The 23,220-nt window shown below is 45.9% G+C and carries 17 protein-coding genes; 9 read left to right on the top strand and 8 right to left on the bottom strand.

The window, feature by feature from the left end; all coding sequences use genetic code 11:
- Positions 1-28 precede the first annotated feature (28 nt).
- From A3GA_RS0107135 to A3GA_RS0107120, 3 genes are all read right to left on the bottom strand, one after another.
- Positions 29-1,831, bottom strand: coding sequence for a sensor histidine kinase (locus A3GA_RS0107135; RefSeq protein ID WP_018026710.1), 1,803 nt, complete (start codon positions 1,829-1,831; stop codon positions 29-31).
- Between the two features lie 278 nt (positions 1,832-2,109).
- A complete protein-coding gene (locus A3GA_RS0107125) occupies positions 2,110-2,727 on the bottom strand; it encodes a pseudouridine synthase (RefSeq protein WP_018026708.1) in 618 nt (205 codons plus the stop codon).
- Complete coding sequence (locus A3GA_RS0107120) at positions 2,727-3,527, bottom strand: IclR family transcriptional regulator (protein WP_018026707.1); 801 nt, start codon at positions 3,525-3,527, stop codon at positions 2,727-2,729. Before A3GA_RS0107120 ends, A3GA_RS0107125 begins: the two co-directional genes overlap by 1 nt.
- A 113-nt stretch (positions 3,528-3,640) precedes the next feature.
- On the opposite strand from A3GA_RS0107120, the gene A3GA_RS0107115 reads away from it, so the two are divergent.
- Together A3GA_RS0107115 and A3GA_RS0107110 are read left to right on the top strand one after the other, a co-directional pair.
- Positions 3,641-4,822, top strand: a complete 1,182-nt coding sequence (locus tag A3GA_RS0107115) for an acyl-CoA dehydrogenase (RefSeq protein ID WP_018026706.1) — start codon at positions 3,641-3,643, stop codon at positions 4,820-4,822.
- Between the two features lie 109 nt (positions 4,823-4,931).
- Positions 4,932-6,113 carry a CaiB/BaiF CoA transferase family protein gene (locus tag A3GA_RS0107110; RefSeq protein ID WP_018026705.1) on the top strand — a complete coding sequence of 394 codons (1,182 nt, stop codon included), beginning with the start codon at positions 4,932-4,934 and terminating at the stop codon, positions 6,111-6,113.
- A gap of 90 nt (positions 6,114-6,203) precedes the next feature.
- Here the strand turns inward: A3GA_RS0107110 and A3GA_RS11470 are convergent, their stop codons facing one another.
- The 3 genes from A3GA_RS11470 to A3GA_RS11465 are packed head-to-tail and all read right to left on the bottom strand — an operon-like array spanning position 6,204 to position 8,466.
- Entirely contained in the window at positions 6,204-6,995 is a 792-nt protein-coding gene (locus A3GA_RS11470) for an ABC transporter ATP-binding protein (RefSeq protein WP_018026704.1), read from the bottom strand.
- Positions 6,988-7,992 (bottom strand): FecCD family ABC transporter permease, encoded by a 1,005-nt coding sequence (locus A3GA_RS0107100; protein WP_018026703.1) that lies wholly within the window; start codon positions 7,990-7,992, stop codon positions 6,988-6,990. The genes A3GA_RS11470 and A3GA_RS0107100 overlap by 8 nt, the downstream gene beginning before the upstream one ends.
- A 9-nt stretch (positions 7,993-8,001) precedes the next feature.
- Positions 8,002-8,466, bottom strand: coding sequence for an ABC transporter substrate-binding protein (locus A3GA_RS11465; protein ID WP_018026702.1), 465 nt, complete (start codon positions 8,464-8,466; stop codon positions 8,002-8,004).
- Between the two features lie 310 nt (positions 8,467-8,776).
- Between A3GA_RS11465 and A3GA_RS0107090 the strand changes: the two genes are divergently transcribed.
- Positions 8,777-10,756: a Dam family site-specific DNA-(adenine-N6)-methyltransferase gene (locus tag A3GA_RS0107090; protein WP_040614147.1), complete on the top strand. Its 1,980-nt coding sequence runs from the start codon at positions 8,777-8,779 to the stop codon at positions 10,754-10,756.
- Positions 10,757-10,802: 46 nt separating this feature from the next.
- Here the strand turns inward: A3GA_RS0107090 and A3GA_RS0107085 are convergent, their stop codons facing one another.
- Together A3GA_RS0107085 and cysG are read right to left on the bottom strand one after the other, a co-directional pair.
- A complete protein-coding gene (locus A3GA_RS0107085; protein WP_115342757.1) occupies positions 10,803-12,545 on the bottom strand; it encodes a restriction endonuclease FokI recognition domain-containing protein in 1,743 nt (580 codons plus the stop codon).
- 342 nt (positions 12,546-12,887) lie between these two features.
- The gene (gene cysG, locus A3GA_RS0107080; RefSeq protein ID WP_018026699.1) at positions 12,888-14,318 is read right to left on the bottom strand and encodes a siroheme synthase CysG; all 1,431 of its coding nucleotides are present in this window, start codon (positions 14,316-14,318) and stop codon (positions 12,888-12,890) included.
- A gap of 345 nt (positions 14,319-14,663) precedes the next feature.
- Here cysG and A3GA_RS0107075 point away from each other — a divergent pair, with 345 nt between their 5' ends.
- The 6 genes from A3GA_RS0107075 (at position 14,664) to A3GA_RS0107050 (ending at position 23,175) form a co-directional block, all read left to right on the top strand.
- A complete protein-coding gene (locus tag A3GA_RS0107075; RefSeq protein WP_204369813.1) occupies positions 14,664-15,398 on the top strand; it encodes a phosphoadenylyl-sulfate reductase in 735 nt (244 codons plus the stop codon).
- 27 nt (positions 15,399-15,425) lie between these two features.
- Positions 15,426-16,340, top strand: a complete 915-nt coding sequence (gene cysD, locus A3GA_RS0107070; protein WP_018026697.1) for a sulfate adenylyltransferase subunit CysD — start codon at positions 15,426-15,428, stop codon at positions 16,338-16,340.
- A 15-nt stretch (positions 16,341-16,355) separates the two neighbouring features.
- A complete protein-coding gene (locus A3GA_RS0107065) occupies positions 16,356-17,654 on the top strand; it encodes a sulfate adenylyltransferase subunit 1 (RefSeq protein ID WP_018026696.1) in 1,299 nt (432 codons plus the stop codon).
- A 13-nt stretch (positions 17,655-17,667) separates the two neighbouring features.
- Complete coding sequence (locus A3GA_RS0107060; RefSeq protein WP_018026695.1) at positions 17,668-19,545, top strand: assimilatory sulfite reductase (NADPH) flavoprotein subunit; 1,878 nt, start codon at positions 17,668-17,670, stop codon at positions 19,543-19,545.
- 30 nt (positions 19,546-19,575) lie between these two features.
- Positions 19,576-21,342 carry an assimilatory sulfite reductase (NADPH) hemoprotein subunit gene (gene cysI / locus A3GA_RS0107055; protein WP_018026694.1) on the top strand — a complete coding sequence of 589 codons (1,767 nt, stop codon included), beginning with the start codon at positions 19,576-19,578 and terminating at the stop codon, positions 21,340-21,342.
- Positions 21,343-22,050: 708 nt separating this feature from the next.
- Complete coding sequence (locus A3GA_RS0107050) at positions 22,051-23,175, top strand: cobalamin-independent methionine synthase II family protein (RefSeq protein WP_018026693.1); 1,125 nt, start codon at positions 22,051-22,053, stop codon at positions 23,173-23,175.
- Positions 23,176-23,220 lie beyond the last annotated feature (45 nt).

Here is a 23,220-nt window from a genome sequence, read left to right as displayed (position 1 = left end):
GTAATGAATAATTAAGGATAACGACAAATTACTGATCAGGCAAACTTAAGGTGAAAATTGCGCCATTTAATGCCATCCCAGCGTGCCCCGACAAATCATCAGCAGGGGGCGCTAAATCGACCTCCAACTTACCGCCATGGGCCTCGGCAATGGTTCTACAAACCGACACGCCCAGACCCAAACCCTCAGCCTTACTAGTGTAAAAGGTTTCAAATAGATTGTCATAGGCTTCAGCGCTTAAGCCTGGACCATTATCCTGTACCGTGAGATGTACTTGATGCTCTGTTTGCCAGAGGTGTAGGTACATCATCGAGCGCTCAACCTTCACTTCAACCATCGCATCATAGCCATTTTTTAAGAGATTAATTAAGGCTTGTTGAATTTGCACCGGATCCACGGTCAAGCGCTTATCGGGCGCCAAATGGTCAATTATCAGGACCTCTGGTGGCGTGGACAGCATACCACTAAATAACTGCACCGCCTCCTCACATACCTGACGAATCGGCAGCTTTTCTAAACGCATCGGTCGTTTACGGGCAAAGGAACGCACGCCCTGAATAATATTCGACGCCCGTTCAGTTTGCTCGATAATTTCATTGGTGGCCAAGCGTAAATCGTCCTCACTTAAGCGCTGCTTATCCAAACGGCGTAACAGGCTACGCGAGTAATTGCCGATGGTCGCCAAGGGCTGATTCAATTCATGCGCCAAGGTTCCGGACATTTCCCCCAAAATCACCAATTTTGCTTGGTGATTGGACTGTGCCTGCACCTCATTAATACGGTCTTGTAAGGCCTTTTGATATTCCAATGCGTGCTCTAAGGCAGCGGTTCGTTTACTGACCAAATACCGTACCCGGGCGGTATACAAACCACCGCAAGCAATTAACACCAAAAGCGCCGCTAAGAGCCACCAATAGCGCTTAAAATAGTCGAATAGTGGAACCTCAGTGGGTTGATAAAACACCAATTCCAGCTCTTTAAACAAATCAAAGAGGTCAAGCGCATTGCCCAAAACCGACCACAACATGGCACCGCTACCACCATCATGTGGCGGGGCATCTAATAAGCTGCGCAGTAACTCACGATGCTGCTCCAGTTGCTCATTTTTCACACCAGAAAATACCCAGCCAGGATAGAGTCGAGTGCTCACCAGGCAAGGAAAATCGCTATTTGCTACTGGCTCAAGCACCTCAAAGCGGCTCTGCCAATCGGGCACATTTTCCAACACGCAAGCACGCAGCACGCCCGTGTCGGCTTGACCATTTGCCACCGCCTCCAACACACGGCTCATGGGAAAGCCCACAGTCTGTAATTGCATTTGCTTTTCAGGATTAACGCCCCGTGCGCGAAGCTCACGCAAGATCATACGATAACCACCAAAGGCCTCATTACTCACAATCGCCATACTGTGACCGGGCAAATCCTCAAAGCGCTGAATAGCGTGGTTATCACGCCGTTTAATCAATACCGAACCCAAACTATAAGGCGATAATGGCTTGGCGGCAAAAACTTGCACGAGCATATTATTAATGCCATAGTCATAATGCAACTCGGAATACAGCCCGGGATTGCTTATCACATAGTCCACCGCTTGATGGCGCACCAAGCTAATCAGCTCATCATGCTCCACCGCAATCAATTCAAACTGATACTGAGGCAAGTCCTGACGCAACCAGTCCAACATAAAGCGCCACTCTTCTAAGGTATGCTCGGTGCCCAAATAGCTTTGCGCCGCAATGCGTATCAATGGCTTCTGCGCTAAATCATGCGCTGACTGGGACTGATTGGCAACAGAGGTGGGGGGCTGTTGAGCGCTCGCAGCTTGTGCCATCACGGGTGTTAACAGAAGTAGCAGACTTAGGCAAAGTACAGCGAGCAGCCTGCCTATAGTTAACAGGCATTGATTGCTCGCTTGTGTTGGCTGATTTAATACTTGTTCACAATGCTTCACCGCACTCACCGTTGATAGGAAAACTCGCCGACTGAGCCTTTACTCTAACCTGGCTAGTATAACCTGAGCCAAAAGCTTGCGCTTTACATGTTTCAGCAGTTGCAGGCTTAGGAGGTGCTCTATTGGCACTAGCCTTGAGAGGCATAGTACCTTATCCATCAAATCTTAGGGGCGACCTCTTTCCACTGCCCTGGCTGCAAATCACCTAAAGACCAAGGACCAATTCGTACTCGCACCAAACGCAAGGTCGGCAGCCCCACCGCCGCTGTCATACGGCGCACCTGTCTATTTTTCCCCTCTGTAATCGTCAATGCCAACCAGGTGGTCGGGATAGTGGCTCGATAGCGTATCGGTGGTTGCCGTGGCCATATATCTGGCGCTGCGATTAATTCCACTTGAGCGGGCAAGGTCATACCGTCCTTTAACATCACCCCCTGACGCAACGACTCTAACTGCGCTGCTGTCGGCTCACCCTCTACTTGCGCCCAATAGGTCTTTTGCATACTGTATTTAGGTTCCGCGATACGAGCCTGCAAACTGCCGTCATTTGTGAGCAGTAATAAGCCTTCGCTATTTCTATCCAATCGACCGGCAGCGTACACCTGCTGAATCGGAATATAGTCCTTTAAGGTGCGACGTCCCGCCTCATCCGTAAATTGCGTGAGCACATCGTAGGGCTTATTAAAAAGAATCAATCTTGGTGTTTGCTGCGAGCGCTGTGACTGGCGAGTGCGTTGACCACGATAAGGACTACGTTTTTTATAATCAGCTTGCATTATAATTGCTCCAATGCCGCACCCAAGGCCTTAAGTGGCTCAGCCACCTGCTCAATTAACTGCCTCAAATCAAGCCGCGATGAGGGCACACTCGCATTGAGCGCATACAAGCCATTTTTTGCGGCATCATTACGCACGGGGATAGCAATGGCCGTAATATCATGCGAAAACTCGCCCACCGAATAACAAAAGCCATACTGCTGATACACTTCCATTTGTCGTGCTAAGAGCGCTTTTTTAGGACCATAATCCTGCGCTAACAAGGGGCGTAAATGACTCGCCTCCAACAGCATCCGTTGCGCTTCAGTTAAGGCACAATAATAAACCCGTCCAATGGCGGTATCAATCAGCGGCACCGTCGATCCCACCGTCAACTGTACAGCCAGACGCGCAGGCGAGCGAATACTTTCCAGGTAAAGCATCTCCCCACTCTCTTCAACCGCCAGACTCACCGAGACCTCGTACTTTTCCGCAAACGCCATTAATAAAGGCTTGGCATCACGCACCAAATGATCGCTATGGAGCGCAAAGGCGCCTAACTCACGTAGGCGTATATCACTCACATATAAGCCGGTCACCGGATGCTTACGTAGAAAGCGCAGTTTAATCAGGGTATTCAATATACGACTGACGGTGGCCTTAGGTAATTGCGTCATCTCCGTGATTTGTTGATGCGAAATACCATGGCTATAAAAACGCAAGGCATATAACACCGCCAGCCCACGTGCCAAGGAGGTAATAAACTGACGGTCCTGCTCCGCTTCGCTCTGCGCAATCGTTGCTAATAACTCATCTAACACTTTACAAAACCATTTAAAAAGAGTAAATTTAAGCCTAGTGTTCCGCTAAGTATATCATTAATTTCGCACAGCGAAACTATATTTTTTTAAACCGGCTGAGGAGAGTTAACACTATGTCACGAGCACCTTTTAAATGGGAAGACCCTTTTTTACTAGATGAGCAGCTTACTGAAGAAGAGCGTATGGTCGCCGAGAGCGCAGAGACCTTCTGTCAGGAAGTATTAATGCCCGGTATTCTTGAAGCGAATCGCAATGAGCATTTTGATACCGAGCTGATGAAGCGCATGGGTGAGTTGGGACTATTAGGCGCAACCATTGACGGTTACGGTTGTGCCGGTATGTCACATGTTTCTTATGGCCTTATTGCTCGTGCAGTAGAGCGTGTGGACTCCGGTTATCGTTCGGCCATGAGCGTACAGTCCAGCTTAGTGATGCACCCAATCTGGGCTTATGGTACTGAGGAGCAAAAGCAAAAGTTCCTACCTAAATTAGCCAGCGGTGAGTATATCGGCTGCTTCGGTTTAACTGAACCCGATGCAGGTTCCGACCCCGCTTCCATGAAAACTCGCGCTCGCAAGGTTGAGGGCGGTTACTCGCTAACTGGCAATAAAATGTGGATTACCAATAGCCCAGTGGCTGATGTTTTCGTGGTTTGGGCTAAAGACGATGCTGGCGAGATTCGCGGCTTTATCCTTGAAAAAGGCATGCAGGGCCTATCTGCGCCTAAGATTGAGGGCAAATTCTCCCTCCGCGCTTCCATTACTGGTGAAATCGTGATGGATAATGTCTTTGTCCCAGAAGAAAATGCATTCCCCGATATCCGTGGCCTTAAAGGTCCTTTCGGCTGCTTAAATAAAGCTCGCTACGGTATTGCTTGGGGTGCCATGGGTGCCGCCGAATTCTGCTGGCATGCCGCCCGCCAATATAGTTTAGACCGCAAACAATTCGACCGTCCTTTAGCGGCAACCCAGCTATTCCAATTAAAACTAGCTAATATGCAGACGGAAATCAGCTTAGGGCTACAGGCCGCTTTACGCGTGGGCCGTTTAATGGATGAAAACCGTGCTGCCCCAGAAATGATTTCCCTCATCAAACGTAATAACTGCGGTAAGGCCTTAGATATCGCTCGTATCGCCCGTGATATGCACGGTGGTAACGGTGTATCCGATGAGTTCCATGTTATCCGTCATGTGATGAACCTAGAAGCCGTTAACACCTACGAGGGTACGCATGATGTGCATGCGCTGATTCTTGGACGTGCCCAAACAGGCATTCAAGCCTTTGCGGCGCGCTAATCACTACCTCCTATGCGCCCCTGTGCCTGCCCTAGCTGTGATTAACACGCGGGCAAGTGCAGGAGCGCAGCTTATACCACCGCATGGTTGATTATCTTAAGAGTAAATTATGACGACGTCCGCCCTTGCTGGCATCAAAGTGCTTGATTTATCACGGGTACTGGCCGCACCTGGCTGCACACAAATTCTGGCTGATTTGGGGGCTGAGGTCCTAAAGATCGAGCGACCCGTTCAGGGTGATGAAACTCGCCAATGGACACCGCCCACCTTTGAAGATGGCACTTCGGCCTACTTTGCCACGGTTAATCGTAATAAAAAATCCCTCACCATTGATATGAGTCGCCCCGAAGGTCAGGCAATAATACGTCGTCTGGCCCAAGAAGCCGATATTCTGGTAGAAAACTTCAAGGTCGGCGGCTTAAAAAAATATGGCTTAGACTATGAATCGCTCAAAGCCGTCAATCCGCGACTGATTTACGCTTCCTTAACCGGTTTTGGACAATACGGCCCCGATGCCCATAAGCCTGGCTATGACTATATTATTCAAGCTTTATCCGGCTTAATGAGCATTACTGGTCCAGCCGACGGCATGCCGCATAAGGTAGGCGTGGCGGTGGTGGATTTATTTACCGGCTTACAGCTTAGCATCGGGATTTTAGCCGCCTTACGTGCACGCGAACAAAGCGGATGCGGTCAACAGGTTGATGTGTCATTACTAGACAGCGCCTTGGCGATGACAGCAAATATCGGTCAAAACTACCTCGCCAATGGCAAAACGCCTCAGCGCTTGGGCAATGCCCATCAAAGCATTGTGCCTTATCAAGTATTTGAAGTGGCCAATCAACAGCATATGGTCTTAGCTTGTGGCAATGACAAGCAATTTGCCGCGGTCTGCCAAGTGATGTCTGAAGCGTGGGATCAAGATGCGCGTTTTGCCACCAATCCGCTGCGCGTACAACACCGCAAGGAGTTGATTCCCTTGATGCAGCATGTGTTTTTAAGCAAATCACGAGATGAATGGATTCGCCTATTTGAAGCGGCAGGCGTGCCTTGCGGTGCCATCAATACCATTGATGAGGCCCTGCAATTGCCGCAAGCCGTGGCTCGTGAGATGACAGTCTCATTTGAAAATAGCCCAGTGCGCGTCTTAGGCAATCCGATTAAACTTTCCGATACACCGGTGCAGTATCAAAGCCCACCACCTCGCTTAGGGCAGCATACGGAAGAGGTGCTAAAGACCTTTTTTGATAGCGCAGAAATTGCGCACTGGAAAAAAGACGGCATTATCTAAAACCTAGCGATTGCTCAGCACCAGTTTGACTAGGGTGAGGCTGCGGTCTTGCCCTAGTTAAGGATGTACTCAAGCACGAGAAGGCGCCCGTTATGGCGCGAGGACTGGCTCTTTAAACAGCCTTGATTGCAAATAATCACGCACTTGTGCCGATTCTAAACCGTACACAGCAGCCAAATTTTCTACGCTTAACACATCTTCACTGCGTCCCAAGGCAAAAGGACGTCCAGCCGCTAGCAGCAAAGCCGTATCCGCCACGCGCGCCGCATGCTCTGGTTGATGCGTACAAAGCAAAATCGCTAAGCCCTGTTGCCTGAGTTGCTGAATTTGCTCCAACACCAAAATCTGATTAGCAAAATCCAAACTGGCCGTTGGTTCATCCAAGATCAAGGCCTGCGGTTGTTGTGCCAAGGCGCGTGCCAACAACACCAATTGTTGCTCACCCCCGCTCATTTGCGGAAATAAGCGCTCGGCCAAATGACTAATGCCCAGACGCTCCAATGACTGTGCTGCTATTTCCCGATCGGCTTTGGAGGGCGAAGAAAAAAAATCAACATAGGCACTACGCCCCATCAACACCATATCCAAGGCACTAAAGGAAAAGCTCATACTACTTTGTTGCGGCACAAAGGCCAGCGTTTGCGCTATCTCACGACGACGCCATTGTGCCACATCCTTTGCCAATAACTGCACCGAACCACCCAGACTCGGTAACAGCGCTAATACCGTTTTTAATAAAGTGGATTTACCGCTGCCGTTGGGACCTAATAAACACAGCACCTGCCCCGCCTCTAGTTCAAAACTAATCCCCTCGGCAACCCGTTTATTGGCATAACCAATGGTCAAATCACGTACGCTTAAAATACTTGCTTGCTTAGCCATCAGTGCGTCTCTTTAATAACAAATAAAGAAAAAAAGGCGCGCCGATTAAGGCTGTCAGCACACCTAAGGGCAATTCAATCGCTGCCGCATTTCGTGCCACATTATCCGTTAAAACTAAAAAAATCGCCCCTATCATCAAGGAGGTCGGCATCAATCGTGAGAACTCGGGACCAACGATCAAGCGCGCAATATGCGGTATAACCAGACCAACCCAAGCAATAATGCCGGTAAAGGACACCGCAGCGGCCGTCAGCAAGGTCGCACACATAATCACCAACACCCGCAATAGAGCCACATTCAGCCCCAAAGCTTGTGCTTCCATCTCGGACAAACTGAGTAAATTGATGCGCCAACGTAGTAAAAATAAGGGGATCAGCGCCACAACCATCAAGGGTGAGGCCCACAACAACTCCTCGCTCGACACCGCATTTAAACCACCTAGCAACCAAAAGGTAATGGTGGCTAACTGCGAATAAGGATCGGCCAATATCTTAAGTAAAGAAATACCTGCGCCTAGTAAACTCCCTACAGCAATGCCGGCTAATACCAGTAGCAGCACAGGGTCATAATGACGGCGACTGCTAAGCGAAATCAAATAAACCACAGCCACTGCGATCAAACCGCCAATAAACGCAAATAACTGCACCGTGGCCAAGGGCAAGGACAGAAAAATGGCCAGCACCGCCCCCAAACTCGCCCCAGCAGAGACGCCTAAAATATCCGGTGACACTAAAGGATTACGAAACATTGACTGATAACTTGCACCGGCAACCGCTAGCGCAGCACCCACCAGTATCGCAGCCGACAAACGCGGCAGGCGTAAATTCCATAACACCACATCAGCGTTGCTACCCTCACGGCCGGCGGTCACGAAACTATGCCATAACTCAGCCAGGCTTAAAGGGTATTTGCCGCTCATCAAAGTGAACAGTGAAAGGGCTACCAAAAGCACAAAAAGTAAAGCAAACAACCCCACAGACCGAGTTTTTGCTAACATCGTCACTCCCTAGCGCTCGTCGAAAATGACAGGCGCAATCAAAAAAGAACGGATTTGCTCATCATCCAACGACACAACATAAAATAAGCGATAAAACTCCCTTATTTTAGCGATTTGTTCAGCTTCTGGTGCTTGTTTTAACCACTGACTTAACCACAATAGCCCTAACAGTCGATTAACCCCTGGTGGCTCATCTAGCGAACCAAAGGGCAGCGATGGCACAAGATACACTTGTTGCTTTTGTACCGCTGGCACTTTACGCCAGAGCGGATGCTCATAGACGGTGGCTAAAAACGCCTCGCTATGCGTCAAAATCACGTCTGGTTGCCATAGCAACACTTGCTCCATGGACACTCGGGCTAAACGCTCACCTGCCAGCTCATCAGCCACATGGTGAATGCCTAGTGTTCTCAGCAGCTCGGTATGGATGGAGTGACTCAGACCAGTTTCTAAACCATCTACCGAACGTGCCATATAAACCCTATGGTAGTTATAAGCGGAAAAACGGCTGTGCTTAGGATCGTGCAAAGCAAGGTCTAAACCACCAGCAGCTTCCTCTATCTTCGTTATTGGTAAAAAATATAAATACTATAAAATCGCTCTTAAACGATATATCCTAAATAAATAACGAAATTAACATAGAGTAACAACAATAACAAGCAATAACATTTCTTATCACGAAACGCTTACTTTCTAACAACAAAAACCCAAGCCTTCCTTCGAAGGCTTGGGTTTTGAAGCTAGTCCACATCCTTTTTATGCTAGAATTGCTTAAACAACAAGGATGATTAGGGATGTCATGCTGAGATACATTGGCGCAAAAGCGCTGCTGCTTCAAGAGATAGAAGCACTACTGAACACACATATCAACGGTACCGAAGAAAGCTTCCTAGACCTATTTGCAGGTACAAATATCGTCGGTAGACATTTTAAAAAGGACTACCGAATTATCACTAATGACTTACTATACTTCTCCTATTGTCATAGTAAGGCTGTGATTGAAAATAATTTACCACTTCTGTTCAAAGGCTTAGGCTTCGATCCTTTTGTGTATTTAAATGACAAGAATAATGTCCAGCAATATAGAGGGGACTTATACTACACGAAAAACTATACTCCTCTCGGTGAGGCAATGTATTTCAGTGAAGATAATGGTAGGCGTTTGGACTTTATTCGCAATACCATTGATGAGTGGTTTAGCGAGAAACGATTAGAAGAGCACGAGTATTTTTATCTCCTTGCATGTTTAATAGCAGCTGTCCCGCCAGTAAGCAATACAACAGGCACATATGGCGCCTTTTTAAAGCATTGGGATAATCGAGCCTTAAAACCGCTACAGCTCTACCCCTTAGCAGTATTAAACAATAACAGAGCTAATCAGGCCTACAACCAAGATGCTAACCAGCTGGTGAAAGAGCTTTCGGCAGATATCGTATACATTGACCCGCCATATAATAATAGACAATATGCGGCTAACTACCATGTGCTCGAAAATATTGCGCTCAATACAAAACCACGTTTAAAGGGGGTCACAAGACTTTTTGACTGGCAATCAAAAAGAAGTAACTACTCCACATCAAACGGAGCCTTAGCGGCGATGACAAACCTTATCGATAATATTGAGGCCATTCATATTATTATTAGTTACAACGATGAGGGAATCATAAACCACGAGGATATGTTGAATTTACTAAAAGAGCGTGCTATTGATAAACGCATAGATGTAGTTAAAATTCCTTACCGTAAATATCAATCCAAAATTTCCTCAAAAAAAGCCGATCTAAACGAGTATCTCTTTTATATCAAGAAGAAAGAATTACAGCAAAATAAGCAATTTTTTTTAAGAAGTCCAACGCATGAGGCAAGCACGTGGACACCAAAAAGAAATGCTTATATCAAAAGCCCTTTGAACTATATAGGAGGCAAATATCGCCTGCTAAGTCAAATTATTCCTTTATTCCCAAAGCATATTGATACCTTTGTGGACTTGTTTTCTGGCGGTGCTAATGTGGGCATTAACGTGCCTGCTAAAAAACATATCTTTAATGATATGAACACTAAGGTTAATGAGATGTTCATTTTTTTTGCTAGTCAAGATACGGAACGTTGTATTGCGGCCATCAAAAACAATATCGAAAAATATGACTTAAGCAAAACAAATGAAGAAGGTTTTTTGAAGTTGCGTGAAGCTTACAATGCGCAGCCTAATCCACTCGACTTATATACTCTGGTGTCGTACAGCTACAATTATCAGCTGCGATTTAATAATGAGATGAAGTTCAATAATCCATTTGGTAGGAATCGAAGCTCCTTTAGCCAAAATATGGAAAATAATTTGCGTGCGTTTAATAATAAGCTACAGACCTTAGACTATAAGTTTACTAGCGATTATTTTGACAATGCGGACTTAACATTTTTAGATAGTAATGACTTTGTGTATCTTGACCCGCCATACCTAATCACCACTGGAAACTATAATGATGGCAACCGTGGTTTTAAGAACTGGGGTGATGAAGAAGAGCGTAAGCTTTTGAAGCTTTTAGATTACCTAAACGCTAAAGGTGTTAGATATGCGCTTAGCAATGTCATTTCTCATAAGGGCAAGGAAAATTACTTACTAAAAGAATATCTTAATAATACAAACACAACTGTGCATCAAATAAATTCCTCTTATGGAAACGCCTCTTATAACACCAAGAAAGAGGCCAGCAAAGAGGTTTTAGTGACAAATTATTGTCCTACCAGCTTTGAACTCTTAAACTAAGTTAGTAGTCAATCGATCTTTGATGAATTAGATTGATTGACAGCCTCTACTCAAAACTGATCACGCTGTTATTAAAATAAGATGGTAAATCGTTAATATCGATTTTACCCTTTTGAATCGCATCGGCTCCAATTAAAAACTGCCGTGCGCTTAGCGCCCCGCCTCTATAACCCGTTTCATAATTCAACTGATTAATCTGTGTATCGAAGTTTCTTTGAAATTTACCTGATATCCATAAAAAATAAAAGTTATTCGCTGGAATATGCTCATTAAATGAGCGCCACCATAATGACTGATTCCTCTTCGGGTCTCTTTTCTTGTTATCTTCGATATAGCGGAACATTTTATCTGCCTCAGCTCTACTCCTCGAATAAACACCTTTATACGCTTTAGTGTCAACAATGATGCCGAAGTTTTGATTAAAGGCTATACCATCGGGCTTTAAACCACCTCCTAAATGGATAGACTCTAATTGATAGTAATCCTTAAAAACCTCTGCACTTAAAATTTCTAAATCCCGATTTTTGGAGCCATCAAAAGCTATTTCTAATATTGAAATATGTCGTTTGCTGAGAGCCGTATTTTTGTAAAAATATGCTTTCTCTTTCTGTAACGCAATATCAGAAATCTCCTCAGTTACTTCAACTATTGGAATATCAAAATCTTTAATCTCGTCCAATAATTTAATTCGATCAGAGTCAAGCTCTATTCTTAAGCCAAAATTAATTAAACCCTCGATATCCAGGTTCAGGATGGCCGGCTCTGTATAAAATCCAAGATATTGCATCCGTTTTATAATTTCGTTTGCAGAACTCGTTTTTTGTAGGTTTTTAATAAGATGAGCTCTCCTTGTCCTTATATAATCGACACTAGAAACATCAGTAGCCAAAAACTCCCACATTAGAAATTTTGCTTGTTTTTTATGCCTTGACTTACCAAGCGACTGATTATAACGGTGAATACCCTTTGCAGTAATACTATACTTTTGAAAGAGCGCTATCCCTTCTTTTTTTACTGATTGCGTTTTCACAAGACCTAACTTGTTCAGCCAACTACAAATCATTCGTGCATACTTGTCACTCGTCCCCTCCACATTCGAACGTATTTTTGTCCGCTCCTTAGGGTCAGTTTCTTCCATCAAATAGTCCAACATCACTTCTTCACCGTACGAAGTGAAGCCACTTTCACCTATAAAACCCAAACGGTTGCCAATATAAAACTTATTTTTTGGTTCATTAGCATCAGATAAGAGCTGTAGCACTCTAGTTGCAGGAGGATATGACAATAAGGCTGTAATTAGGATGTCTTGTTGCTCTTCTGAATCATTGTCGGACTCAGAAAACTGCTTGCCTAATTCAGTTATTTTAAAGCTGTCATTCTTGCGGTCTACTTCTACAAAGTTAAGACTAACTGCCCATCTAAGAAAGCCATCTGAAGTCCAATCGTCAACATATGCTTTTGCTGTTTTTTTATGAGTTTGTGGCAATAGTGAAATCTGTATCAGTCCATTCGCTACCGCATCAGCCCTTTTCCCTGCTCTCTCATTATTTTTATTACGGCTGCTGCCAACAAGCTCTGCATATGTAAACTCCTCAACAGCATGATTAAACTTTTCTTGTAAAGAGCTTCTTAGCTGAGGGAAATAAATTTTTTGATTAATCCAATCGTCTCTTAATAATTGATAATGTCTTGAACGATTATCGAAAATTTGTACAGTGGTTTTGAGCTTATTAAAATCCGATGGATTTTGAATCCAACCATAAGTTCGACGTTTAAAATTAATAGACATGGACATAACACAAAAGCAGCTTTAAAGGTTCAAACTAATTTCTTATTCAACAAAGCAACGGTAACACTATATGGTCACCTAGCAATCATTATGCCTTTAATTGTATTTAATTATTAGCTTATTTTAAGCTTATCTGAATGTGTGCATCATGGCTCTAAGGGTAATACTCTCTTTTTCAAAAGCTGCATCAAAGCAAGTCGAAATGCATATATAAATTAATGCACCTATTACCCATCTTTTATACCCACACCTACTCTGTCGCAACGGCAACCACCCTAGGGGAGTATTACCCAAGCCCTCCTTCGAAGACTTGGGCTTTAAAGCTAGTCATTTGATGGCTGTTTAAACGGCCATTGCTTCAACGATAGGTTCTTTATTTTGTTGAAACCAAGCTAACTGCTTCTGCAAACTAACCACCTCACCAATCACTATCAATGCTGGACGAGGCACTTCAGTTGCTAGCTGAACTAAATCACTCAACACACCGAGTCTGACCTCTTGCGCTGCCGTGGTACCGCGACTAATAATCGCTACCGGCGTATTAGCGTCACGACCATGAGCAACTAATTGCTCCTGTATCACCGTCGCTTTCAACGTGCCCATATAGATCACCAAGGTTTGCTGACTCTTGGCCAAGGCCTGCCAATCATTAGCGTCATGATCCTCCGTACCATGGCCACTAATCAAAATAGCGCTATGTGCAAGCTCTCGATGAGTTAAAGGAATACCTGCATAAGCCGTGGCGCCGAGTGCCGCACTAACACCGGGCACCACTCGATAAGGGATCCCTTCAGCAGTCAACACCTGCGCTTCTTCACCGCCCCGACCAAAGACAAAAGGATCGCCACCTTTGAGACGAACCACGCGTTTACCCTCTTTGGCTAATTTCACCATCAATGCGTTGGTATTTTCCTGAATCACATGGTGCGCGCCAGCACGTTTACCGACATTCACCCGATCTGCATCACGACGCACTAACTCTAGCACCTCAGGTGAGACTAGGGCATCATACAGCACGACATCTGCGGCTTGTATCGCTTGTAAAGCCTTTAAGGTCAGCAAACCCGCATCGCCCGGACCCGCCCCCACGAGCACCACCTCGCCAAGCGGTTTTTTCTTCTGATTAATTTGAGCCTGCAATAGCGTCTCACGCATAATTTGATCAGCGCGTTCCTCGTCGCCCACCTCAATGGTTCCGCTTAATGGACCGATAAAGATTTCTTCCCAAAAATAACGACGCTTAGCAAGAGTTTTAAGCGTACGTCTCACCTCTTGGCGCCACTTCTCAACAAAGCTCGCCACCCTGCCGATATGTTGAGGCAAAATGCGCTCAATCCGCTCACGCCATAAACGTGCCAACACCGGTGCCGTACCGCCACTACTGATCGCAACTTGTAAGGGGTGCCTATCGATCACCGCAGGCGTAATATAAGAACAATGCGCTGGACTATCCACCACATTGCAAAGTTTAGACCGAGCCTCTGCTGCTGCAAAAACACGTTGATTTAAGGCCTCATCATCGGTTGCCGCTACCGCTAAATACACTGGCGCTAAGAGTTCAGGAGAAAACTCCTTGCCCAGATACTCAATGGTGCCCTCTTCTTGCCAACACACAAATCGCTCAGATAACTCCTGCGCTACGACTTGGATGCGTGCGCCGGCTTTTAATAATGCGAGCGCTTTACGCTCAGCCACGACACCAGCCCCAACTAAAAGCACAGGTCGGTTCTGTAAATTCACAAAAAGTGCAAAAAAACTTGGAGAGTCACTCATAACAAACGCTTAATCATTTAAATAAAAAACAGACTCTTCATTAAAGGACAATTTTTCTCTAAAACAAACGAATAAAAAACTCTATGCTTAGTCAATTTGGTTATATGCCCCTCAGATATAAAGCCTGTTATTAAAGGCCAAATGATACTTTTTACATAGTTTAAGATTAAATAATATGCTTATTAGCTTAAAACCAAATGGCATATACACAGGCAAGCGCTGATCAAGCCTAGCTTATGATTTAAAGGTATATGGATAGAAAAAATAAGTCTTTTTAATCTTGAAGTGCCTGTTGCTAGACTGAATGACACCCAAATTAACACGAATGTATTTCGGTAAATAGCTATGTTTAATCAGCAACTATGGCACGTTCCCATGGTGAGCGAAGCCATTTTTAAACAATTGCCCCTGCTGCAAGAGGAGCTTCAAGAAAATTTGCGCCATATCGCCACCAGCCATCATGACGTTCGCTTTGCGTCTAGTTTAGCGATTGAGGATATGGTGATCACAGAAGTGATTGCCCGTCTTAAACTGCCAATTAAGGTGTTTACCTTAAACACTGGCAAATTACACAAAGAGACGCTGGAACTACTGGCTGCCATCAATACGCGCTTTCCAACACTACAAATCACACAGTACGAGCCAAGAGAAGAGGCGCTTCGTGACTTTGATCGTAAGCATGGCATCCATTCAATTTACGAAAGTCTTGAACAGCGAAAACTCTGCTGCCACATCCGCAAAATCGAGCCCCTGCAACGTGCACTCACAGGTGCTGATGCCTGGATCACCGGACAGCGTCGGGCTCAATCAACGACTCGCAGTGAGCTCGCTTATGAAGAATGGGATGAACAACGAGGCATTGCTAAATTCAATCCACTTTATGCGTGGTGTGAGGACGCCGTTTGGGGCTATAGCAAAGCCCACAAGCTACCACTAAATAAACTCTACGAAAATGGTTACCCCAGTATTGGCTGTGAACCGTGTACCCGCCCCATCAGACTACATGAAGACATTCGCGCCGGTCGTTGGTGGTGGGAACAACAAAACAGCAAAGAATGCGGTCTCCACCAACAACAATAATTAATCACATCAGTAGGATGAACAACCATGTTTATTGATAATCAACATTTAAATGACTTAGAAGCGGAATCGATTTATATCATTCGCGAAGTCATCGCTGAGGCCAACCATCCGGCCTTGTTATTTTCCGGGGGTAAAGACTCTGTCGTGCTTCTTGCCTTAGCCGTCAAAGCCTTTCAGATCCCTGGTCGTCCCTTGCGTTTACCTTTTAAATTACTGCACGTCGACACGGGTCATAACTACCCCGAAGTGATTGCATTTCGCGACCAAACCGTGGCCGAACTACGCGCCGATTTAGTGGTTGCGCATGTGGAAGACTCGATCAAAAAAGGGACCGTGGTGTTACGTCATGAGACCGACTCTCGCAATGCAGCGCAGGCCATTACCTTACTTGAAGCCATTGAAACTCACGGTTTTGATGCCCTGATGGGTGGCGCTCGACGTGATGAAGAAAAGGCTCGTGCTAAAGAACGTATCTTCTCCTTTAGAGATGCGTTTGGTCAATGGGATCCCAAAGCGCAACGACCCGAACTTTGGGACATATACAACATGCGCCTAAACCCAGATGAAAGCATGCGAATTTTTCCCATCTCTAACTGGACTGAACTGGATGTTTGGCAATACATTAAGCGTGAACAACTTGCCTTACCACCGATTTATTACGCTCATCAACGTGAAGTCGTCAACCGTAACGGTCTGCTCGTACCAGTTACTCCACTCACGCCAAAACGTGAGAATGAAACCAGTGAGCTTCGCTCTGTACGCTTTAGAACAGTAGGTGATATTTCATGCACCTGCCCAGTAGCCAGTCATGCACTTAGCGCCGCAGAAATCATTGCTGAAACGGCGAGTAGCACCATTTCAGAACGCCGTGCCACCCGCTTGGACGACCAAGTTTCTGAGGTGGCCATGGAAGAAAGAAAGCGCGCGGGTTATTTTTAAATTGGAAGGTCAGGTATGTCAAACAATTCTCTTTTACGCATTATTACCGCCGGCAGCGTGGATGACGGTAAATCCACCTTGATCGGCCGTCTTTTATACGATAGCCATAGCCTGATGAGCGATCAAATAGCGCATCTGGAAAAAAGTCATGATGCCACCAATAACAGCTTGGATTTTGCTCAATTAACTGACGGTCTAGCGGCCGAGCGGGAACAAGGCATCACGATTGATGTAGCCTATCGCTACTTTGCCACACCTAAACGAAAGTTTATTTTGGCAGATACCCCGGGGCATGAGCAATACACCCGCAATATGGTCACCGGTGCTTCAACAGCCGATGTTGCCATTCTCTTAATTGATGCAAGTCGTTTAAACCTAAACCAGGCAAATATCGAGCTGCAAAGACAAAGCAAAAGACATAGTGCGCTGTTAAAGCTGCTCGCGACACCAACGATTATCGTGGCCATTAATAAGTTAGATTTACTAAATTACGAGGAGACGGCTTTTCATCAAATCGTTGATGCCTATAAAAAACTAGCCGCACAAATTAACTTAACCGCCAGCTTACACTTCATCCCCATCTCAGCGTTGCACGGTGAAAACATCGTCACAAGCAGCGCTCAAACGCCGTGGTATGGTGGACTTGCCCTATTACCTTTATTAGAAAGCCTACCGAGTAAAAAGCAAGCCCAAGACGACAGCATTCAACACAGTCTATTTCCGGTGCAACGCGTGCTGCGACAAGACGGTAGTGCCCTCGATGATTTCCGAGGTTATCAGGGCCGTTTAAACGTCGGCACCTTACGCATCGGTCAAGAAGTACGCGTGGAACCTCAAGGTCAACGCAGTCGCATCAAAGAAATTTTTGGTCCTAACGGATCCCAAGATGAAGCCCACAGTTCTCAGGTTTTAACCATCACCTTAGAAGATGATATTGATATCTCTCGCGGCAATACCCTAGTCGCCGCTGACCATCCAATTCAAGCCAGTCGTTCTATTCGCGCGCATCTTGCCTGGATGGACGATAAACCACTGAATCCGGCTCGCCGCTATTGGTTAAAACATGGTCACCAGTCCGTTTACGCCAAAATTAAGCACTTGGATTATCGATGGGATGTCAATAACTTAGCTCGCGAAGAAAACATCGACCAGCTCGCGATAAATGATATCGGCCAAGTTCAACTATCGTTACAACAAGCCATTACCGCTACCCCCTATGCCGATAATCAACTGAGTGGCGCCTTTATTTTAATTGATGAGGCAACGAATAACACGGTTGCTGCTGGCATGATTAACCAGCTGTTAGACCAATAGGAGCAAGAATAACATGCTTGATCAAGCACCACAATCAGTCATAGGGAGCAATAACCCTCCGCTGACATACATTATCCAACAACTTACGACCCTGGATCCGACTCAGTTAGCTTGGGTCTCTGGCTACAGCTGGGCTCTCAGTCAACAAAACACGAGCTTAAATAAGGTCGATAATTTAAACGGCGTCAATGGTATCAGCCCTCCTGTGACCCTAGCGCCTAATGTAGCCATCGACGCTGTCGCGCCTGCAGAAGAACGACGGATTTTGATTTTATCGTGTTCTCAAACCGGCAATGCCCAAAGCGTTGCCAAGCTTTTATTTGAACAATTACAAGGCCTTCATGCCGACATTCGTTTTGTGTCGGCCAACGATTATCGCAGCCGTAGCTTAGTCAGCGAAGACATTGTGCTGTTAGTTACCTCAACTCAAGGTGAAGGTGAGGCACCGGAAGAAGCGGTACCGTTGTACAAATTTATGTTCCACAAAAAAGCACCGGATTTGAGCGGTGTCAGCTTTGCTGTATTAGGTCTTGGCGACTCAAGTTACCCTAAATATAATCAAGCGGCCAAAGACTTTGATAAGCAATTTGAAAAGCTAGGGGCGAAGCGCTTAGTTGAACGTGTGGACTGTGATCTGGACTTTAGCGCTCAGGCTAACGAATGGCGCAACGCAATTGAAAAGCAGCTAAAAACCTTGCTGATCGATACCCCGAGCAATGGCACTACCGAGCATACCGTTACCACTAGCACGCCCGTAGAACAAGGCCAACACTATGGCAAAAGCAATCCCTACCGGGCCGAGCTATTGACTAAGCAGCGCATCACGACGGAGCAGGCGAATGAAGTCATTCATTATGAAATTGACCTTGGCGATTCCGGTATCAACTACCAAGCAGGGGACGCCTTAGGCATCTATTTCTCAAACGCCGAACGCCTAGTCGATGAGCTCTTAGACTTATCCTCAATCAATGCAGATGAGCTCATCCACCTAGCCGACGGTACCGAAACAACGATCAAAGATGCGCTTATCAATCACCTTGATATCACGGAAACCACACCACAATTCGTGCGCGCTTACGCCGAATACCTAGCCAGCACGGACAATCAGGCCTTGTCTGCTATCGTGGCAGACTCGACCACGCTGAGCGAATTTATTCAGGCCCGTCCGCCGGTATTTATTATGGCTGAGCACCCCATCACACTGAAGGCACAGCAATTGCACGACTTATTCAGACCGTTAACGCCAAGACTCTACTCCATTGCCAGTTCACAGGAGGAAGTAGGTAATGAAGTGCACATCACTGTCAAAACTGTACGCTTCAACAAGGATGATACGGCTTATCAAGGTGCAGCTAGTGGCTTTTTGGCTGATCAACTCGAAGAAGGTGATGAGGTCAACGTTTATATTGAACCTAACCGCAACTTCCGCCTCCCTGAAGAGGGTGAAACCCCCATCATTATGATTGGCGCAGGCACCGGCATCGCCCCTTTTAGAGCCTTTTTACAGGAGCGTCACGCCAAAGGCGATGCTGGCCAAAACTGGTTAATTTTCGGCAATCAACGCTTTACGGAAGACTTCTTATATCAAAACGAATGGATTCAGTTAAACCAAGCCGGCTTTTTGCACAAATACGATTTTGCTTGGTCGCGCCAAGGCGACAAAAAAGAATATGTTCAACACAAACTCGCTCAGCGTAGTCGAGATGTTTGGGACTGGCTACAACAAGGTGCGCATATTTACCTCTGTGGTGACGCTAACCGCATGGCTAAGGACGTAGAAAACACCTTAATCGACATTATCAGCCAGGAAGGAAAACTATCCCTAGACGATGCAGAGGACTATTTAAATGAACTCCGCGAAGAAAAACGCTACCAACGCGATGTTTATTAATTCAACAACAAAGCATTTAGGATATTAACCATGAGTCAACACAAGTTTACAGAGGACGATCGCCTAGTCGTTGATGGCCCTCTCTCAGATAACGAACGCTTAAAGGAGCAAAGTGACTATCTCAGGGGTGGCATTGCCGATGACCTGCAGGATGGCTTAACGGGTGGTTTTAGAGGCGATAACTTTCAATTAATTCGCTTCCATGGCATGTACGAACAGGACGATCGCGACATCCGTGCCGCTCGACTAGAGAAAAAACTAGAACCCAAAAAAAACGTCATGCTAAGATGCCGCTTGCCAGGCGGTATCATCACACCCAAGCAATGGCTAGGGATCGATGAATTTGCCACTCAGCATACGGACTACGGCAGTATTCGCATTACCAATCGTCAAACCTTTCAATTCCACGGCGTCTTGAAAGACGATATTAAGCCAATGCACCAATGGCTCCACCAATTAGGATTAGATTCGCTAGCTACGGCCGGCGATGTTAATCGTAATGTGCTTTGCACCTCGAATCCAGTCGAAAGTGAGTTACACCAAGAGGCCCATGAATGGGCTAAAAAGATTTCGGAACATTTATTACCCAAAACCAATGCCTATGCGGATATTTGGTTAGATGGTGAAAAGCTCTTTAGCACTGAGCACTCAAAACCCACAACCCGTGAGGCCAAGGATCCTAATGAGCCGATCTTAGGAAAAAGCTATTTGCCGCGCAAATTCAAAACCGCCGTGGTTATCCCACCGCACAACGACGTGGACATCCATGCCAATGATATGAGCTTTGTGGCCATTGGGGACAATGGCAAACTGATTGGTTTTAACCTCTTGGTTGGTGGCGGTTTATCTTTTGAACACGGTAATACCAACACCTTCCCTGAACTTGCGTATGAGGTCGGTTTTGTAAAACTGGATGATGTGCTTAAAGTCGCCGAGTCGGTTGTCACCACACAACGCGACTGGGGTAATCGTAGCGACCGCAAAAACGCTAAAACCCGCTATACAATCCAGCGAGTTGGTCTTGAGCGCTTTATCGCTGAGGTAGAAAAACGTGCCGGTATTACCTTTGGTGAGCTGCGACCATACGAGTTTACAAGTCGTGGGGATCGTATCGGTTGGGTAGAAGGGCTTGATAAAAAATGGCACCTTACGCTCTTTATTGAAAATGGGCGTTTAATAGACTATCCAGATCGCCCGCTTAAAACCGGCGTGCGTAAAATCGCCGAAATTCATACTGGCGATTTTCGCTTAACGGCCAACCAGAATATCATTGTCGCCAATGTCTCAGCAGCACAGAAAGAAACGATCGAAGCTATCGCTCGCGAACACGCCTTACTGCTTGATAGCGTAACGCCTCTACGCAAACAAGCCATGGCTTGCGTCTCCTTGCCGACTTGCCCATTAGCCATGGCTGAAGCGGAGCGCTACTTACCATCCTTTATCGATACGCTAGACGGTATTATGGCTAAGCACGGTGTGGCCGATGAAACCATCATCACGCGGATCACTGGCTGTCCGAACGGATGTGGTCGTGCCATGCTCGCTGAAATCGCCTTAGTCGGCAAAGCGCCTGGTCGCTATAACTTGCATGTGGGCGGCAATCTGATCGGCACACGGATTCCTAAACTGTATAAGGAAAACATCAGCACCGATGACATTATCGAAATCATCGATGGCTGGGTCAAGGATTGGTCTGAGCACCGCTTGGATAACGAATGCTTTGGCGATTTTGCGATTCGACGTGAGATTGTAAAGCCGGTCATTAATTCAGCCAAGGACTTTTGGGCGGCGAATTAAACAACCCACATAGTCATAGCACACATCAAAACATGGTCCATACTTCTTTATATGAGTATGGACTATGTTTTATTTTTAGTAGAGCTAATTAAGCACGACGTATTTAGTAACTAGCTTCCCATTTCTTGACTTCTTCCGCTTGCTCACGTGCATAGCCGAACTGCGCTCAGACTCGACCAGCGGTTCACGATAATCACGCACCAAAAACATCTCGATTTCCAGACGAGCGATGGCGTAACTGATGGATTTAACGACTTTATAGATAGCGTTCAATTCATTGATTTAAAAGAAAATGGCTCGGCTATCCTGACTAAAACGATGAATACAGGAAAAATGACCCCCCAAAAGATTAGATTATTTTAGGTCTAACTTTTGGAAGTCACTTCAAAAGGCCCTCTTTTTAACCCTATTTGGATCGTAAATGCTTTAGTATAGGTAAAACAAAAGGAGCTCTAAGACACCATCTCGCAGAAACGTTGTCTCACATTCCGACTATTTGCCAGCTTTACCCAGACTACATTCATTTAGCTATCACAAAATATCTCTAAAAGAAAATGCAACGTATTCATGTTAAAAACCATTAACATGAATAAAACTCATGCTAAATTGAAAAACTATCATTTTCTTTTATCGCTTAAAACGAATATGATTTAGCTATTGATTTTTTCACTCATGCTGAGGCATGAGGACGCTTTTTAGAGGTATTACATGTCTTTATTCCGATCCTTGCCCCCTTTTCGTGCAGATGTAGTGGGCAGCTATTTACGTCCAACCGCTTTAAAACAAGCGCGTCAAGCCTTTGAAAAAGGTGAATTATCCGCCAGTGGGTTACGTGAAGAAGAAGATAAAGCCATCCGTCACAGCGTACAAAACCAGTGTAATTGCGGTCTACACGTTGTTACCGATGGCGAGTTCCGTCGCACCTGGTGGCACTTTGACTTTTTTGATGGGCTTGAGGGCGTTGAGCGCTACGACGCCGACGAAGGCATTCAGTTTTCTGGCATACAAACTAAATCACACAACGTTCGTGTCATCGGCAAGGTCAAGTTTGGTGATCACCCCATGCTTAAAGACTTCGAGTTCTTAAAATCACTCGAATCCGGCGCCACCCCTAAAATGACTATCCCCAGCCCAAGCGTTTTGCATTTTCGTGGCGGCCGTAATGTAGTCAGTCCAGACGTTTACCCCGATTTAAACGAGTTTTTCGACGATTTAGTGCAAACCTACCGTGATGCGCTCACTGCGTTCTATCAAGCAGGCTGCCGCTATCTACAGTTAGATGACACCGTTTGGGCGTATCTCTGCTCCGAAGAACAAAAACAAATTGTGCGCGATCGCGGCGACGACCCCAACCAACTCGCTAAAATCTACGCCGATGTTTTAAACCGCATCCTCGAAGGCAAACCCGATGACCTCGTTATCAGTCTACATGTATGTCGCGGCAACTTCCGCTCTACATGGATTTCTTCGGGTGGTTATGAACCCGTCGCCGAACTGCTCTTTGGCACCGTCAATGTGGATGCCTTCTTCTTAGAGTACGACAACGATCGCTCTGGCGATTTCCGTCCTTTGCGTTTTGTAAAACCGGGTAAGCAGCAGGTGGTATTGGGCTTAGTCACCACTAAAACCGGCGAGCTTGAAGACAAAGAATTAATTAAAGCCCGTATTCAAGAAGCCTCACAATATGTCGCCCTGGACCAACTTTGTCTCAGCCCTCAGTGTGGTTTCTCTTCCACCGAAGAAGGCAACAACATCACTGAAGCCGAGCAAGACGCCAAGCTGCGCTTTGTAGTAGAAGTCGCTAACGAAGTTTGGGGCACACCCAACAACTAAACCCCAGCGGTTTAGCGCTATTCGCTACAGCAAAGAGCTCTTCGG

The organism is Oligella urethralis DSM 7531 (assembly GCF_000372065.1).
In the GTDB taxonomy this organism is placed as follows: Bacteria; Pseudomonadota; Gammaproteobacteria; order Burkholderiales; family Burkholderiaceae_B; genus Oligella; species Oligella urethralis.
The sequence above is the reverse complement of the archived record's forward strand: the minus strand, read 5'-3'. Positions and strand labels throughout refer to the sequence as shown.

What these genes read in the sequence shown, in the direction of transcription:
- A3GA_RS0107135 (WP_018026710.1), bottom strand. Translation starts at nt 1,831, where the DNA reads ATGGCACAAGCTGCGAGCGCTCAACAGCCCCCCACCTCTGTTGCCAAT.
- A3GA_RS0107125 (WP_018026708.1), bottom strand. Translation starts at nt 2,727, where the DNA reads ATGCAAGCTGATTATAAAAAACGTAGTCCTTATCGTGGTCAACGCACT.
- A3GA_RS0107115 (WP_018026706.1), top strand. Translation starts at nt 3,641, where the DNA reads ATGTCACGAGCACCTTTTAAATGGGAAGACCCTTTTTTACTAGATGAG.
- A3GA_RS0107110 (WP_018026705.1), top strand. Translation starts at nt 4,932, where the DNA reads ATGACGACGTCCGCCCTTGCTGGCATCAAAGTGCTTGATTTATCACGG.
- A3GA_RS11470 (WP_018026704.1), bottom strand. Translation starts at nt 6,995, where the DNA reads ATGGCTAAGCAAGCAAGTATTTTAAGCGTACGTGATTTGACCATTGGT.
- A3GA_RS0107100 (WP_018026703.1), bottom strand. Translation starts at nt 7,992, where the DNA reads ATGTTAGCAAAAACTCGGTCTGTGGGGTTGTTTGCTTTACTTTTTGTG.
- A3GA_RS11465 (WP_018026702.1), bottom strand. Translation starts at nt 8,466, where the DNA reads ATGGCACGTTCGGTAGATGGTTTAGAAACTGGTCTGAGTCACTCCATC.
- A3GA_RS0107090 (WP_040614147.1), top strand. Translation starts at nt 8,777, where the DNA reads ATGATTAGGGATGTCATGCTGAGATACATTGGCGCAAAAGCGCTGCTG.
- A3GA_RS0107085 (WP_115342757.1), bottom strand. Translation starts at nt 12,545, where the DNA reads ATGTCTATTAATTTTAAACGTCGAACTTATGGTTGGATTCAAAATCCA.
- cysG (WP_018026699.1), bottom strand. Translation starts at nt 14,318, where the DNA reads ATGAGTGACTCTCCAAGTTTTTTTGCACTTTTTGTGAATTTACAGAAC.
- A3GA_RS0107075 (WP_204369813.1), top strand. Translation starts at nt 14,664, where the DNA reads ATGTTTAATCAGCAACTATGGCACGTTCCCATGGTGAGCGAAGCCATT.
- cysD (WP_018026697.1), top strand. Translation starts at nt 15,426, where the DNA reads ATGTTTATTGATAATCAACATTTAAATGACTTAGAAGCGGAATCGATT.
- A3GA_RS0107065 (WP_018026696.1), top strand. Translation starts at nt 16,356, where the DNA reads ATGTCAAACAATTCTCTTTTACGCATTATTACCGCCGGCAGCGTGGAT.
- A3GA_RS0107060 (WP_018026695.1), top strand. Translation starts at nt 17,668, where the DNA reads ATGCTTGATCAAGCACCACAATCAGTCATAGGGAGCAATAACCCTCCG.
- cysI (WP_018026694.1), top strand. Translation starts at nt 19,576, where the DNA reads ATGAGTCAACACAAGTTTACAGAGGACGATCGCCTAGTCGTTGATGGC.
- A3GA_RS0107050 (WP_018026693.1), top strand. Translation starts at nt 22,051, where the DNA reads ATGTCTTTATTCCGATCCTTGCCCCCTTTTCGTGCAGATGTAGTGGGC.